This is a genomic window from Streptomyces sp. NPDC005483 (genome assembly GCF_040606035.1).
In the GTDB taxonomy this organism is placed as follows: Bacteria; Actinomycetota; Actinomycetes; order Streptomycetales; family Streptomycetaceae; genus Streptomyces.
The window spans coordinates 16,909-31,551 of record NZ_JBEXEA010000042.1; the positions used below are offsets into that span (position 1 = coordinate 16,909).

Genomic DNA, 14,643 nt, shown 5'->3' on the forward strand with positions numbered 1-14,643 from the left:
AGGCGACTCCGTCGCGCGCCCGGACAGGTCCGTTGCTGCCGGCCGATAGGCGCGTGCCGTTGACTCCCGTCACACGTGTACGGTCGGCCGAACAATCCCCGCGTCACATCGCCCCCCCCCGGGGCCAGTTCAACTTCCTCCTAATTAACAGCAGTTATCCAAGTGCTTTACATGTCCCCCTGATGATGGTCGGATTCGAGCCATCACGATCATGGAGGACATGTGCGCGTCCCATTCTCCCGAATATGCTCAACCTCGGTGGCTGCGCTTCTCGTTGCCGCCCTGGGAGCTCCGACAGCGGCTCACGGCGCCGATCCCCCGACGTCCCCTGGTGTCTCCCCGACCCAGCACAGTGGTCCGCCCACGGCGTCGGCTCTCACAGTCACGCTGATCACCGGTGACAAGGTGACGGTGGCGCGCGGGCCGGGGCGCGCCGTGTCGGTGGAGAACGTCGAACGTCCGCCGGGAGCCGCCGGTTCGGTACGAGTCGCCGTGGAGAGCGGCGACACGTATGTGTACCCGGACGAAGCCATGGCCTACATCGCGACCGGCCGGCTCGACCGGCAGCTCTTCAACGTCACCCGGCTGGTGGCGCAGGGCTACGACGACGCGCACACCAATGCCCTCCCTCTGATCCTGACCCGCTCGCAGGGCACCTCCACCGCCAAGGCCGGCGCCGCCCAGGACGCCGCGCCGACGGACCTCCGACTGCCGGGCGCCAGCACCACGTTGCAGCTCCCCTCGATCCGGGCGCAGGCCGTGCACGCCCGGCGTTCGAAGGCCGCCGCCTTCTGGTCGGCCCTCACCGGGACCAGCGGCCGGGACGCCGCCCGGTCGACGGCGCGGTCCGGTGACGCCGCCGACACCGCACCGGCGTTCACCGCCGGCGTCAGCAAGGTGTGGCTCGACGGCAAGGCACACGCGGACCTCGCCGACACCACGGCGCAGATCGGCGCGCCCCAGGCCTGGGCCGCCGGAGGCACCGGTGCGGGCGTGCGCGTCGCCGTACTGGACTCCGGCGTCGACACGACCCACCCCGACCTCGCCCCGCGCATCGTCGGCACCCGGAGTTTCATCCCGGGTGAGGACGTCATCGACCGCAACGGCCACGGCACCCACACCGCCTCCACCGTCGCCGGGACCGGCGCCGCGTCCGGCGGCAAGGAGCGAGGTGTCGCCCCCGGTGCCGACCTGCTGGTGGGCAAGGTCCTCGACAACACCGGCTCCGGCCCGATGTCGCAGATCATCGCGGGCATGGAGTGGGCGGCACGGACCGAGCACGCCAAGGTGATCAACATGAGCCTGGGCACACCGGTGTGGCACACCCAGGACGACCCCCTGAGCCAGGCGGTCAACCGGCTCAGCGCCGAGACCGGCGCCCTCTTCGTCATCGCCGCGGGCAACTCCGGCAACACCCCCTACAGTGTGAGCTCGCCGGGCACCGCCGACGCCGCCCTCACCGTCGGCGCGGTGGACGGCTCCGACCAGCTCGCCGGCTTCTCCAGCACCGGGCCACGGCTGAACGACGACGGCCTCAAGCCCGACATCACCGCGCCCGGCGTGGACGTACTGGCCGCGCGCTCGCAGTACGCGCAGGGCGGCGAGGGCTATTACCGCTCGGACAGCGGCACCTCCATGGCCGCTCCGCATGTCGCCGGCGCGGCGGTCCTGCTCGCCCAGAAACATCCGCAGTGGACCGGCCAGGACATCAAGAGCGCGCTGATGAGCACCAGCGCGCAGACCCCCGCCTACAGCCCCTACCAGGCTGGCGCCGGACGTCTGGACGTGGCCGCCGCCTATCTCGACGACCAGGTGATCGCGAGCGGCTCGGTGGACGCCGGACTCGTCCGCTGGTCGGCGGACCACCGGCGCGAGCCGGTCGAGCGGCGCCTCACCTACCGCAACACCACGGACCACGCCCTCACGCTCGACCTCTCGGTCGACCCCGGCACCTCGCCCGCCGGAGTGTTCACCCCGGCCGCCTCCCATGTCACCGTGCCGGCCCACGGCACCTCCACGGTCGGTCTCGTCGCGGACCCGAAGGGTCTGGCGCCGGGACAGTACGGGGCACAGATCGTCGCGCGTTCCGCGGCCGGTGCCGTCCACACGGCCGTGGGGATGTCCGTCGAGTCGGAGAAGTACGACCTGACGATCCATCTGAAGGACCGTTCCGGTCAGGGCATCGGCAACGATGTCGAGATCACCGGCGCGGACGGGCGGACCACCTTCATGTGGGTGCCGGACGGGACGCTCACCACCCGCCTGGCGCCCGGCTCGTACACGATCGTCTCCACTTTGGACGTGGCAGGAGACCACGGCCCCCACTCCCTCGGCTACGCGGTGCTGACCACCCCCGAACTGGACCTGACCGGCGACCGGGACGTCGTCCTCGACGCCTCCCGCGTCCGCCGGGTCAAGGTGGACACACCCAAGCCCACGTCCGTCACCACCAGCAGGATCGACCTGTTCCGCTCCTTCACCTCCAGCACGCCGTCCCCCGGCGACCCGCAGGCCCTGCACGAGATCCTCATGCCCTCGGCCGCTTACGACAGCCTGTGGGCGCTGCCCACCAAGAGCCGGGTGAAGAAGGGCAGTTTCGTCTTCACCACCCGCATCCGCGCCAAGCAGACCCCCCTGAAGATCACCTACCGCGGGCGCGGCATCGACGACACCCTGCTGGTGCAGCCGGGCAGCCACCCGTTCCCGGACGGCACCACCCACGTCGACACCGTTGACGCCGGCACCGGCACGGCCGCCGACTACGCGGGCCGGAACGCCCGCGGCAAGGCCGTCGTCGTCCGCCACAGCACAGAGGTGGCCGCCGCGGACCAGGTGGCCGCGGCACGTGCCGCGGGCGCGGCGATGCTCCTGGTCGTCAACGACGGCGACGGCCGCGGCCTCGACTGGTACGGCGAGCCGGACGGCCGGACCGCCGGACAGCTCCCCGTCACCTCGCTCACCCAGGACGACGGCGAAGACCTGATCAAGAGCATCAGGGACACGGGAGGGAGCCGGGTGAGGCTGACGGTCCAGGCGCACCCCTCCCCGCAGTACCTGTACGACCTGGCCGACTACCACCAGGGAGGGGTGCCGGACGACCCGTCCGCGAAGACCGACCCCGGCAGCCTCGCGCGCGTCGAGAACGACTTCGCCCCGCCCGCCGGCAAGCAGGTCATGGAGAGCCGGGAGGACAGCCCGTCGTACGAGTACTGGCCGGCCGCCTACCCCTACGCAGGGTTCGGGATGACGCGCGTGCCGCCGTTCCCGCGCGAGCCGATCGCGCCGGGACACCGCACCGACTGGGTCTCCGCCGGCCCCGGCGTCAAGTGGCAGCAGTACGCGTCCATCGACGGCTGGTCGACCTTCACCGACGTCGTCGGCTACGGCCCGGGCAGCGTGCGGCACGAGCGCTGGTTCGGTCCCGTCATCCGGCCGCGCATGATGAGCTTCGAGGTCCCGCATCGCGTCGGCAACGCGATGGGCGGCACGCTCGCGGGCTTCGGTGACGGAGGTTCCGCGCACAGCGGTGACAGCAACCTGATGACACGGAGCTTCGCGCTCTACCAGGGGGACACCCTCCTGGCACGGAACGGGGCACGACCCGACTTCGGCGTCGGCGACCTGGCACCGGAGAAACTGCCGTACCGGCTCGTCGCCGACACCCGGACGGCCACCGACCTCCTGCCCTACTCCCAGACCACGCACACCGAGTGGACCTTCCGCTCCGGCACCGCGGACGACCAGGCCCTCCCGCTCGTCCAGCTCGACTACGGAACGGACGTGGACCTCACGGGACGCGCCAAGCGAACCTCGGCATTCTCCGTCAAGCCCGTCGTCGTCGGCAGCTCCGCCGCCCAGGACGCCGTCTCCTCGGTCCGCCTCGAGGTGTCCTACGACGACGGGGCCACCTGGCGGCAGCAGGATGTGAAGCGGGGCAAGGACACCTGGCGGGCACTGCTGCACGCCCCGCCCCGGGCCGGCTACGTGTCCTTCCGCGTCACCGCCGAACAGCGCAACGGCGGCGGCGTCACCCAGACCGTCACCCGCGCCTTCGGCCTGCGCTGACCGACGGTACCGACCGGTGCCCCACGCCCCGCACGGCGTGGGGCACCGCCGTCCGCGAGCCGCCCGGTCCCCAGGCGCGGACATGTGCGCGCTGCTCCCGATGTGCGGCGCAAACGGCGTGCACACCTACAGCGCTCGCATCATTTGCTGTACTTTCTACGGAAAGGGCGTATCGGAGACACGTGTGATCTCATGGTGGTGTGTCCGTTGCCGGTCAAGAGCGGTGACCGTCGGTGTCGTGCCGCTTCAATGCAGGAGGCTCTGTGCTATCCGCGTTCATTCAGGCGTTCCGGACGCCTGACCTGCGCAAGAAGCTGCTGTTCACGCTGGGCATCATCGTGGTGTACCGGGTCGGTACGCATGTCCCGATCCCGGGCGTCGACTACCGGTCCGTGCAGGAATGCGTCTCGCAGGCGTCCGGCAACCAGGGACTGTTCGGGCTGGTCAACCTCTTCAGCGGCGGCGCGCTGCTGCAGATCACGATCTTCGCGCTCGGCATCCTGCCGTACATCACGGCGAGCATCATCCTGCAGTTGCTGACCGTGGTCATCCCGCGACTGGAGGCCCTGAAGAAGGAGGGTCAGGCCGGTACGGCGAAGATCACGCAGTACACCCGCTACCTGACCGTGGCGCTCGCCATCCTCCAGGGCACCGGCCTCGTCGCCACCGCCCGCAGCGGCGCCCTGTTCTCCGGCTGCACGGTGGCGTCGTCGATCGTCCCGGACCGGTCGATCTTCACCACGGTCGTCATGGTCGTCACCATGACCGCGGGTACGGCGCTCGTGATGTGGCTCGGTGAGCTCATCACCGACCGCGGCATCGGCAACGGCATGTCGATCCTGATGTTCATCTCGATCGCCGCCACCTTCCCGTCCGCGCTGTGGGCCATCAAGAAGCAGGGCACCCTGGGCGGCGGCTGGATCGAGTTCGGCACCGTCATCCTCGTCGGCCTGGTCATGGTCGGCCTGGTGGTCTTCGTGGAGCAGGCCCAGCGGCGCATCCCCGTGCAGTACGCCAAGCGCATGATCGGCCGCCGCGCCTACGGCGGCACGTCCACCTACATCCCGCTGAAGGTGAACCAGGCGGGCGTGATCCCGGTCATCTTCGCCTCCTCGCTGCTCTACATCCCGGCCCTCGTGGCGCAGTTCTCGAGCGGCAGCCCCGGCTGGAAGACCTGGATCGAGCAGAACCTGACCAAGGGCGACCACCCGATCTACATCGCGGCGTACTTCCTGCTGATCGTGTTCTTCGCGTTCTTCTACGTCTCGATCTCCTTCAACCCGGACGAGGTCGCGGACAACATGAAGCAGTACGGCGGCTTCGTCCCCGGCATCCGGGCGGGCCGGCCGACCGCGCAGTACCTGTCGTACGTGCTCACCCGGATCACCTGGCCGGGCTCCCTGTACCTGGGGTTGATCGCCCTCGTGCCCACCATCGCGCTGATCGGGTTCGGGGCGACGAACAACTTCCCGTTCGGCGGCACCAGCATCCTGATCGTCGTCGGTGTGGGTCTGGAGACCGTCCGACAGATCGAGAGCCAGCTCCAGCAGCGCCACTACGAGGGCTTCCTGCGCTGAACGGGCGGCTCACCGGGCGCGCCTACGCGTGCCGGAAGGTGCTCGTGAGCTTCCGCGCATCGTCGATCATGGCGGGCCAGTAGGTGGACACGTCGGGGAGATCGGGCGGCTCGCCGACGGTGTCCGCGTCGACGTCCCCTTCGTAGTAACTGGTGGTGGCCAGACTCAGGGTCACCACCGCGGCTCCGTCGAGCACCCTGAGCTCGGTGTGGCCGAGGTCCTCGACGAGGACGAACGCCTCGTCGCCGAGATCAGGCACGGCCCGCACCTGGTCGGCCGCCACGACGCCCGCATCCGTCACCCGCCGGTCGGCCTCGAACTCGTCGCGGGGATCGGCCTTCTTGTGCACCGCCACGGAGATGCCGATGGTCGTGGTCACCGCCCAGCGTCCGCCCGGTTCGGCCCGGGAACCGCCCTGGAAGGACAGGGAGCAGTGCACCTGGTCGAGAGCCGGGTGCCTCAGCAGCTCGTTCCGGGCCGTGTCGGGCGCGCTCTTCAGCGCGAGTTCCTCGCGCAGTGACGCCAACCGCGCCGCCCTGCACGATTCCCGGTCCACCCGATAGCCGCGCAGATCAGTGCCCTGGTTGCCCGGGCTCAGAAGATGGAGCCCCGCCGCCCAGAGCGCGGAGGCCGTCAACGCGCCACCAAGAGCCCACAGCCAGGGCCTTCGGTGCGCGGACTGCACGGGAGACCGCTGCACGAGGTCCTCCATGACCTCGCCTGACTCCGACGGATCGATCCCCTCTCCCATCTCCGGCTCGGACATCACTCAGCGCCTCCTCGGAACTGTTCACACATGTGAGTGGCGATGATCGCACGACGAGCAATCGCGGTCCGTGGGTCACGAGACACCCAAGACTGGTTCAACAGTGGCCACCGGGACGCAAAGACCCGGAAGGTGTGCGAACCGACTCTCCCGAGAGCGCCTCATACCTGTCGGAAGGTCTCAAATGAGGCATCTGGAAGGGACACACGCCATGTTCTTCAGCCGGCGCATTCACCGCATCGTCACACCTGCCGCTCTCTCGGCGGTCGCGGCAACGGCGCTGATCGGTATCACCGCGTCTCCCTCGCAGGCCGCGACCCGGCCGGGCTGGGCGGACACGTCCTCGCTGTCCGTCCGCGTGCACGCGCTGGACTCGGGCGCGGGACAGCGCTACGCGACGGTGATTCTCACCAACAAGACCCACAGGACCGTCCGGACCGAGGGATACGTGGGGCTGCAGCTCCTCAACTCCCACAACAAGGACGTCACCACGCACGTGGCCCGCGACCGCGGCCGGGTCGCACTGATCACCCTCAAGCCGGGGCAGAGCGCCTACACCCGGCTGCACTGGGGAGACGTACCGGCCTCGGGTGAGCCCACCAAGGCCGAAAAGAACCCCACCCGCCTGGAGGTCACTCCTCCCGACTCCTACCACCACCTCAACACGGCGTGGAGGCTCGGAGAGGTCCTTCAGAAGGGCCGGATCGACATCACCCCGCTGGTGAAGGGCACCGGTCCGACGTTCTGACGGCCCGTGTCGCCTGGGGGCCCGCCTCGCGGCAGGACCCCAGGCCGAGCGGTCGTCGCCGCCGCTCGGGAGCGGGGCGCGGGTGACACCGTCAGGCGGTGACCACCTGGTAGCTCAACATCGCCCAGGGAAGATTCGTCTGGGTCAGCGAGCTGCTGCGCCACGCGAGGGCTCCGGTGCAGTCGGCGCCGGAGTACAGCTTCAGGGCCGTGGAGCCGGAGACGATCTGAAGCGACCGGGCCGGCGCCGACAGCGTGTGGCAGGTTCCCAGGTCATGGAGGTCGACCTCGGTGACCGTTCCCGTCCCGGTGGGGCCCGAGTAGAGGTATGCGCCCTCGCGCAGTGCGGGCCAGTCGGCGGCGGCCGCCGACTGGGCGCCGACGCCGATCAGAGCGGCGGCGAAGGCTGTGGCGGCGGCCGCGCCGCGCAGTCTCGTCCTGGAGGCCAACATGTGATCCACCCTCTCCTGTTGTGTGATGACGTCACACCTACTCGTTCGCACGTGCCCGCCAGATCCTTGCACGTTCAACCATGCACGGGAGAGAGCAATACCGGCCACTTCACACGTGTCCATAGCAACCGGAAGCGCTCGCACGCGTACGGCCCCTCGCGGGGGCGAAGTCTCTTTACGAGGGCGCCGTGAACTTCCCCACCGTCAGACACGTGTTGGATGCGAAAACGCAGCCGCGCAACTGTCCACCGTCCCGCGTACCGGCGGGAGGCATGCACGCGGCACGGAGGTCGCACGATGACAACTCTCGCCGACGCGGTCGGACAGACCCTCGCCGACGACGGGGTGCGACACGCCTTCGGTGTCGTGGCCAACGGCAACATCCTCGCCGTCGCCGGCCTCACCCGGCACGGCATCTCCTACCTCTCCGCACGCCATGAGGGCGGAGCGGTCATCATGGCGGACGCCTACTACCGGACCACCGACGAGGTCGCGGTATGCACCACCGGCGCCGGTCCGGGGCTGACGAACACCGCCACGGGCCTGACCGACGCGGTCAAGCACCGCAGCGGTGTCCTGCTGCTGTGCGGTGACGTGCCCACCACGGGTCCCCGCCGGATCGACATCGACCAGGAGACCTTCCTCGACTCCCTTGGCGTACCCGTCGTACGGCTGACCGACCTCGCCACCGCCCGCACCGACACCTTGCGCGCCCTGCGACTGGCCCGCACCGAGCAGCGTCCGGTGGCCCTGTGCCTCCCACAGGATCTGGTCACGGCTCAGGTCGCCGAGCGGACACCGGCCGACCGCCTCCCGCAGCGACCGCACCGGATGGCGGCGGACCCTGCCGGGACGGCCGCGGCCCTGGAGGCGCTGTCCGCCGCCCGACGGCCCCTGATCCTGGGTGGCCTGGGCGCCTGGCGCTCCGGGGCCGCCAAAACCCTCACCGAACTCGGGGATCTGCTCGGCGCGCTCCACACGACCAGCGCCATGGCCGCCGGTCTCTTCGCCGGCAACCCCTGGTCGCTGGGCGTGTGCGGTGGATTCGCCGCACCACGCGCCGCCGAGCTGATCTGCCAGGCCGATGTCGTGCTCGCCTTCGGAGCGAGCCTGGACCAGTGGACACTTGCCGACGGCGGGCTCCTCGCCCCCGACACGGTGCTCGTCCAGGTGGACACCCGGCCTGTCCCCACCACCGACCGCGTCGACATCCATGTGACCGGCGACGCCGCCGAGGGGGCCGCGGCTCTTCTGGACGGCGTCCGGGCACGCCCCCTGCCCCGGCACACCTGGCGTGAGGACGTCAATGACCGGATCAGTCATCTCGGCTGGGACCAGGAGCCCTTCGCGGAGGCATCCGCGAGCGACCGGATCGACCCACGCGTCCTGACCCTCCACCTGGCCGATCTGCTGCCCGAGGAACGCACCCTAGTCACCGATGGCGGCCACTTCGTCGGCTGGCCCGCCATGTACTGGACGGTCCCCGACCCGGCCGCCTACGTTTTCACCGGGGCCGCCTTCCAGAGCATCGGCCTCGGCTTCGCGGGCGCGGTCGGCGCCGCCGTCGGCCGGCCCGACCGTACGACCGTGGTCGCCCTCGGAGACGGCGGAGCGCTCATGGGGCTGCCCGAACTCGAGACCCTGATCCGCACCGGGCGCTCCGCCCTCGTGGTGGTCTACGACGACGGCGGCTACGGCATGGAGGTCGTCCTGTTCGGCGATCGCGGCGCCGACCCCGCCGCCATGCTGTTCGGCGACACCGACTTCGCCGGTACGGCCCGCGCGCTCGGCGCCCGGGGCGCCACCGTGCGCTCGACGGACGACCTCGCGGTGGTCCGTGACTGGCAGGCCGAGGGAGCCGAAGGCGTTCTGCTCCTCGACTGCAAGGTCACCCCCGGCGTCGTGGCCGCCTGCTTCGCCGAGCTGACTACGCTCATCACCGGTCGGCCGGGAGACCGTCCGTAGCGACCGAAGCGACCGGCGCCGCCACACAGCACACCGATGGACTGGTAACAACTGTTACCATGCCCGTATGGCAAAGACTCAACTGGGCGCCCGCGTCGACGACGAGGTCGCCGAGCTCGCCAAGGCCCGTGCCAAGGACCGCGGCCTGAGCGTCGGCGACTACATCGCCGCCCTCGTCCGCGAGGACACCGACGGCCTGCGCGCCCGCGGCCTGGACGCCGCCCGCCGCTTCCTCGACGAACACCAGGCCCTCTTCGACGAGGCCGAGGACGCCGACCGCGCCGCCGCCCCGGGAGCCCACGCCGCCTGATGGACCTGCACATCGACGTCCCCTGGATCCTGCAGGTCGCCGAGCTCGCCGGCGCCCGCGACCCCGCCCCCGATGACTACGGCATCCCGGTCGCCGCCGTCGCCGCCCATCGTGCCGAACTCCTCGACCAGCCGGTCTACGACGGCCCCTACGCCCGTGCTGCCGCCCTCGTCCACGTCCTCGGCCGCTGCCGCTGGCTGGAACGCTCCAACATGGCCGTCGCCGCCGCCACCGGCGTCATGTACCTGGAAGCCTCCGGCATCCCCCTCAAGCCCACCCGCGACGACGCCCTCGCCCTGCGCGACCTGCTCCGCGACCCCGCCTGCACCAGCGCGAGGATCGCCGCCCAGTTGCGCGCCTGGCCCACGGCCACCTGAGAGGGCGGAAAGCGTGGCGCACGCAGGCTGACCGCACCCCGCCTCACCGACGTCGGCGCGGACCTGGCCACGAGATCGGCTTCGACTGTCTCGGTGCCCGCCCGCCGCCTCGACGTCAAGGTCGCGAGCCTGTACTCGCAGGTGAAGATCGCCCACGACCTCAGGACCAGGATCGCCCTCCTCGCCCTGGCCGACGCCCCTCGTGACTACGCCCGCGCCACCCCGGCCGCTACGCCGCGGCCCTGATGAGACTCACCCCCGAGGCCCCAGGTCCAGGAGGTCTTCTGGGTCGTAGCCGTGCAGGACCGTCCTCGACACCCTGCTGCGCACCTGGCCGGCCGTGGCACGCCCTGACCAGCCGTCACAAGGCCTACATCGGCGCGGCACTACCCTTGGCCGCTGCCTCCTCCACCCGCGTCCGGCCGGCCCACGGACGGGTGACCAGCAGCGCGAGCCCGGGAAAGGCCATCGCGGCCAGGAACGCCAGCGCGAAGGAGTTCACGGACACCGACCACGCGCCGACGCCCGCGTAGACGACGGCCACACCGAGGTTGGACCACGCGCACACCAGGAGGAACCGGCCGGGCCGTACCCGGGTGGTGCCCGCCAGCACCACGCTCGCCTCCGCCAGGACCGGCACGGGACGGCACAGCGCGAGCGCGACCAGCCCGTGCCGTCGGGCGCGGTCGGCGGCACGGGCCAGGCCCGCCTCGCCCACCAGCCGTCGCGTCAGGGACGCCGAGCGCGCCCCGACGACATAGCCCAGCGCGCACGAGACGGTCATCCCGGCCCAGATGACGGTCGTACCCCACCAGAACCCCAGGAGCACACCCGCGGCGGCCGAGACCACACTCGAGGGCACGGGGAGAAACACATCCAGGGCGAGCAGACCGGCGATCACCGTCACGGCCAGGGGAGTGGAAAGCCGGTGTTCCGCGGCGAGTGAGGCAAGGGCGTCGAAATAGTCTCCGAAGAGGAAGAAGGGGACGAGAATCGCGGCGAAGAGCCCGAACACGAGCCAGAACCAACGCATGGCGGCAGGGTATCGATCAAGATCCACGGGTGGGACGCCGGCAGGGACCGAAGGGACTCACATCTCACATTCCCGTCGGCCCGGCGTCGGAGGGTCGGTCCTCGAGGAGGTGGGCGCGGCCGAACAGAACCGCGGCGGCCCTGGCCGTGGGCGTACCGGAGTCCAGATCCGCACCGGCCTGCCGCAGGACCGCCACCACGTCGTCCGCGCCCTTGAACAGGGCGCCCGCGACGGGTGACTGGTCCCGCGCGTTGCGCAGGTCCGGGTCGGCGCCCAGCCGCAGCAGGGCCCGCACGGTGTCGGCGTGCCCGTGATAGGCGGCCAGCATCAGCAGGGTGTTGCCGGCCGCGTCGCACACGTCCACCGGGAGCCCGTGCGCGACGAACTCCCGCAGTTCCTCGGCACGGCCCTCCCGGGCCAGGTCCAGGGCGACGGCCACGACACGCTGTGTCTGCTCAGCGCTCAGACCGCCGCCGCTGGTCATGTGTGTACCCGCTTCTGATCAGTTGCCCGCCGGCGTGGCGGCCGCCAGCGCCTCGATCGCCTTGCGGACGCCTTCGCCGTAGGCCGGGTCGGCCTGGGTGCAGTTGGCGATGTGCCGTGCGACGGTCTGCGGCGAGGCGCCGTTGATCGCGCGTGCCGTGTTCTCGAAGAGGACCTGGCGCTGTTCCGGGCTCATCAGGCGGAACAGGTTGCCGGGCTGCTCGAAGTAGTTGTCGTCGTCCGCACGGAAGTCGAAGCGGTCGGCGACGGCGCCCACGGCCTGGCGCGGTTCACGGTAGGCGGGCTGCTGCTGCCAGCGGCCGTAGGAGTTGGGCTCGATGCCCGGGGTGGCTCCCTGGTTGCCGTCGACCCGCATGGCGCCGTCGCGGTGGTAGGAGTTCACCGGGTTGCGCGGCGCGTTGACGGGGATCTGGTGGTGGTTCACGCCGAGGCGGTAGCGCTGGGCGTCGCCGTAGGAGAAGAGCCGGCCCTGGAGCATGCGGTCGGGGGAGAAGCCGATGCCCGGCACCACGTTCGCGGGGCTGAACGCGGCCTGCTCGACGTCCGCGAAGTAGTTGTCGGGGTTGCGGTTGAGCTCCCACTCGCCGACCTCGATCAGCGGGTAGTCCTTCTTCGACCAGACCTTGGTGAGGTCGAAGGGGTGGAAGCGGTAGCTCTCCGCGTCGGCCTCCGGCATGACCTGGATGAACAGCTTCCACTTCGGGAAGTCGCCGTTCTCGATCGCGTCGAAGAGGTCGCGCTGGTGGGACTCGCGGTCCTTGCCGATGAGCGCCTCGGCCTCGGCGTCGGTGAGGTTCTTGATCCCCTGCTGGGTACGGTGGTGGAACTTGACCCAGAACCGCTCGCCCTCGGCGTTGACCAGGCTGTAGGTGTGCGAGCCGAAGCCGTGCATGTGCCGGTACGAGGCCGGGATGCCGCGGTCGGACATCACGATGGTGATCTGGTGCAGGGCCTCGGGGAGGTTGGTCCAGAAGTCCCAGTTGTTCTCGGCGTCGCGCAGGTTGGTGCGCGGGTCGCGCTTCACGGCGTGGTTGAGGTCGGGGAACTTCAGCGGGTCGCGGAAGAAGAACACCGGGGTGTTGTTCCCGACCAGGTCCCAGTTGCCCTCGTCCGTGTAGAACTTCAGGGCGAAGCCGCGGATGTCACGCTCGGCGTCGGCGGCGCCGCGCTCACCGGCGACGGTGGAGAAGCGGACGAACAGGTCGGTCTGCTTGCCGACCTCGGAGAAGATCTTCGCGCTGGTGTACCGGGTGATGTCCTGGGTCACCGTGAAGGTCCCGAACGCGCCGGAGCCCTTGGCGTGCATCCGGCGTTCCGGGATCACCTCACGGTCGAAGTGGGCGAGCTTCTCCAGGAACCACACGTCCTGAAGGAGCATCGGGCCTCGCGCACCGGCCGTCAGCGAGTTCTGGTTGTCGGGAACCGGTGCGCCGGCAACCGTCGTCAACGGCTTCTGGTTGTCCTCGGGCAAGGCTGGCTCCTCGAAATGTGTTCACGGCTCGTACCGAAACACATCCTATGGGGGAACATATCTCCGTCAAGGTGCGATCCGGGACACACGTGTGCATTGCCCGAGGGTTTCAACGCATGTGGGCTCGGCCAGGGCTCAGATCGACACAAGGCCTCAGACCGCGGCCAGCGCCTCGGTCGGCGGCAGTCCGGACGCGCGGACGGCGGGGTACACCCCGGCCGCCATGCCCACGACGACGGCCCCCAGCACCCCCGCGACCAGCGCGGACGGCGGGAACACCACGGGCCAGGACTGGGACACGGCGTACCCGGCCGTCCCCACCACCCCCAGCACGGTCCCGGCCCCGCCGCCCAACGCGGACAGCGCCACCGACTCCGCCAGGAACTGCCCCCTGATCTGGCCCCGGCTGGCGCCCAGCGCCCGGCGCAGGCCGATCTCGCGCCGCCGCTCCAGCACCGAGACGACCATGGTGTTGGCCACGCCCACGCCGCCCACGAGCAGGGCGATGCCGGCGAGCCCCAACAGCAGCACCGACAGCGTCTGTTCGGTGGCGCGCTTCGCGGCGAGGGCGTCCGAGGGGCGACTGACCTGGACCAGGCCCGGCAGTTGCGGATGGACGGTGGCCGGCAGCACGGCACGTACCGCCTCGATCTGCGCCTCGCGGGCCGTGACGTAGACGACCGTGGGATGGCCGTCGAAGCCGAGCGCGTCCTGCGCCGCCTTCCAGCCGACCAGGACGGCACTGTCGAGGTCGGGGGCGAGCGGCAGCGGGTCGAGGATGCCGGTCACGGTGAACCAGTGCCCGCCGATGTAGACCTGCCCGGCCTCCTGCCCGGGGCGCACCCGGTCGAAGCCGAGCCGGGAAGCGGTCCGGAAGCCCAGCACCACGGTCGGGAAACGGGCCGTCGTCGGCGTCAGGAACCTTCCGGAGCGGATCGTGCCGTGCACTGCCCCGAGCAGGTTCGTGCGAGCTGCCAGGACGCTGATGCCGGACGCGTCCGCCGGGTCGGCGCGGTCCGAACGCAGCACGGTCGTATGGGTGTTGGCCACCGCGCTCGCGCCGGTCACCGGCCCGACGCGGGCGGCCATGGCGTCCGCGTCGGCGGGCAGGACCACCGGGGGATCGCTGTCCGCCTGCGGCGCCACCCGCAGCATGTTCGTGCCGAGCGCGGACAGTTGGTTCATCAGCGCCCGCTGGCTGGAGGCGGGCACCGCGGTCACGACGACGAGCGTCGCGATGCCGATGGAGATGCCGAGCGCGGACAGCGCGGCCCGCGGCCCGCGGGTCCTGATGCCCAGCAGACCGAGCCGGAGGATGTCGGAGAACGCCAGCCGGACCGGGCGCGGCGCGTACCCCGTCGCCGTACGCGTCATCC

12 protein-coding genes and 1 pseudogene are annotated in these 14,643 nt (G+C 70.6%); 7 read left to right on the forward strand and 6 right to left on the reverse strand.

Going from position 1 to position 14,643, the window contains the following annotated elements; all coding sequences use genetic code 11:
- The first annotated feature begins 258 nt into the window (after window positions 1-258).
- Complete coding sequence (locus ABZT06_RS43275; RefSeq protein ID WP_355753733.1) at window positions 259-4,065, forward strand: S8 family serine peptidase; 3,807 nt, start codon at window positions 259-261, stop codon at window positions 4,063-4,065.
- 263 nt (window positions 4,066-4,328) lie between these two features.
- Window positions 4,329-5,642: a preprotein translocase subunit SecY gene (gene secY, locus ABZT06_RS43280; RefSeq protein ID WP_355753735.1), complete on the forward strand. Its 1,314-nt coding sequence runs from the start codon at window positions 4,329-4,331 to the stop codon at window positions 5,640-5,642.
- Between the two features lie 22 nt (window positions 5,643-5,664).
- Here secY and ABZT06_RS43285 read toward each other — a convergent pair whose 3' ends face one another.
- The gene (locus ABZT06_RS43285) at window positions 5,665-6,408 is read right to left on the reverse strand and encodes a hypothetical protein (protein ID WP_355753738.1); all 744 of its coding nucleotides are present in this window, start codon (window positions 6,406-6,408) and stop codon (window positions 5,665-5,667) included.
- A gap of 211 nt (window positions 6,409-6,619) precedes the next feature.
- On the opposite strand from ABZT06_RS43285, the gene ABZT06_RS43290 reads away from it, so the two are divergent.
- A complete protein-coding gene (locus ABZT06_RS43290) occupies window positions 6,620-7,156 on the forward strand; it encodes a DUF4232 domain-containing protein (RefSeq protein ID WP_355753741.1) in 537 nt (178 codons plus the stop codon).
- 91 nt (window positions 7,157-7,247) lie between these two features.
- On the opposite strand, the gene ABZT06_RS43295 is transcribed toward ABZT06_RS43290, so the two are convergent.
- Window positions 7,248-7,607 (reverse strand): hypothetical protein, encoded by a 360-nt coding sequence (locus ABZT06_RS43295; protein ID WP_355753743.1) that lies wholly within the window; start codon window positions 7,605-7,607, stop codon window positions 7,248-7,250.
- A 297-nt stretch (window positions 7,608-7,904) separates the two neighbouring features.
- On the opposite strand from ABZT06_RS43295, the gene ABZT06_RS43300 reads away from it, so the two are divergent.
- The 4 genes and pseudogenes from ABZT06_RS43300 to ABZT06_RS43315 form a co-directional block, all read left to right on the forward strand.
- On the forward strand, window positions 7,905-9,572 hold the full coding sequence (locus ABZT06_RS43300; protein ID WP_355753744.1) for a thiamine pyrophosphate-binding protein: 1,668 nt from the start codon (window positions 7,905-7,907) through the stop codon (window positions 9,570-9,572).
- Between the two features lie 67 nt (window positions 9,573-9,639).
- A complete protein-coding gene (locus tag ABZT06_RS43305; protein WP_097275484.1) occupies window positions 9,640-9,882 on the forward strand; it encodes a hypothetical protein in 243 nt (80 codons plus the stop codon).
- Window positions 9,882-10,259, forward strand: coding sequence for a fic family toxin-antitoxin system, toxin component (locus ABZT06_RS43310; protein WP_355753746.1), 378 nt, complete (start codon window positions 9,882-9,884; stop codon window positions 10,257-10,259). Before ABZT06_RS43305 ends, ABZT06_RS43310 begins: the two co-directional genes overlap by 1 nt.
- Before the next feature lie 27 nt (window positions 10,260-10,286).
- Window positions 10,287-10,522 (forward strand): annotated as a pseudogene (locus ABZT06_RS43315) (TetR family transcriptional regulator); the annotation flags it as partial.
- A 107-nt stretch (window positions 10,523-10,629) separates the two neighbouring features.
- Here ABZT06_RS43315 and ABZT06_RS43320 read toward each other — a convergent pair.
- The 4 genes from ABZT06_RS43320 to ABZT06_RS43335 all read right to left on the reverse strand — a co-directional run bounded on the left by ABZT06_RS43320 (window position 10,630) and on the right by ABZT06_RS43335 (window position 14,641).
- Window positions 10,630-11,292, reverse strand: coding sequence for a VTT domain-containing protein (locus ABZT06_RS43320; protein WP_355753748.1), 663 nt, complete (start codon window positions 11,290-11,292; stop codon window positions 10,630-10,632).
- Window positions 11,293-11,356: 64 nt separating this feature from the next.
- Entirely contained in the window at window positions 11,357-11,776 is a 420-nt protein-coding gene (locus tag ABZT06_RS43325; protein ID WP_355753751.1) for an ankyrin repeat domain-containing protein, read from the reverse strand.
- An 18-nt stretch (window positions 11,777-11,794) separates the two neighbouring features.
- The gene (locus ABZT06_RS43330; RefSeq protein WP_355753754.1) at window positions 11,795-13,267 is read right to left on the reverse strand and encodes a catalase; all 1,473 of its coding nucleotides are present in this window, start codon (window positions 13,265-13,267) and stop codon (window positions 11,795-11,797) included.
- Between the two features lie 153 nt (window positions 13,268-13,420).
- Complete coding sequence (locus ABZT06_RS43335; RefSeq protein WP_355753811.1) at window positions 13,421-14,641, reverse strand: ABC transporter permease; 1,221 nt, start codon at window positions 14,639-14,641, stop codon at window positions 13,421-13,423.
- Between the last annotated feature and the right edge of the window lie 2 nt (window positions 14,642-14,643).

Bases quoted from the DNA above. Each gene is read 5' to 3' on its own strand.
- ABZT06_RS43285 (WP_355753738.1), bottom strand. From the start codon at position 6,408: ATGTCCGAGCCGGAGATGGGAGAGGGGATCGATCCGTCGGAGTCAGGC.
- ABZT06_RS43290 (WP_355753741.1), top strand. From the start codon at position 6,620: ATGTTCTTCAGCCGGCGCATTCACCGCATCGTCACACCTGCCGCTCTC.
- ABZT06_RS43295 (WP_355753743.1), bottom strand. From the start codon at position 7,607: ATGTTGGCCTCCAGGACGAGACTGCGCGGCGCGGCCGCCGCCACAGCC.
- ABZT06_RS43300 (WP_355753744.1), top strand. From the start codon at position 7,905: ATGACAACTCTCGCCGACGCGGTCGGACAGACCCTCGCCGACGACGGG.
- ABZT06_RS43305 (WP_097275484.1), top strand. From the start codon at position 9,640: ATGGCAAAGACTCAACTGGGCGCCCGCGTCGACGACGAGGTCGCCGAG.
- ABZT06_RS43310 (WP_355753746.1), top strand. From the start codon at position 9,882: ATGGACCTGCACATCGACGTCCCCTGGATCCTGCAGGTCGCCGAGCTC.
- ABZT06_RS43320 (WP_355753748.1), bottom strand. From the start codon at position 11,292: ATGCGTTGGTTCTGGCTCGTGTTCGGGCTCTTCGCCGCGATTCTCGTC.
- ABZT06_RS43325 (WP_355753751.1), bottom strand. From the start codon at position 11,776: ATGACCAGCGGCGGCGGTCTGAGCGCTGAGCAGACACAGCGTGTCGTG.
- ABZT06_RS43335 (WP_355753811.1), bottom strand. From the start codon at position 14,641: ATGACGCGTACGGCGACGGGGTACGCGCCGCGCCCGGTCCGGCTGGCG.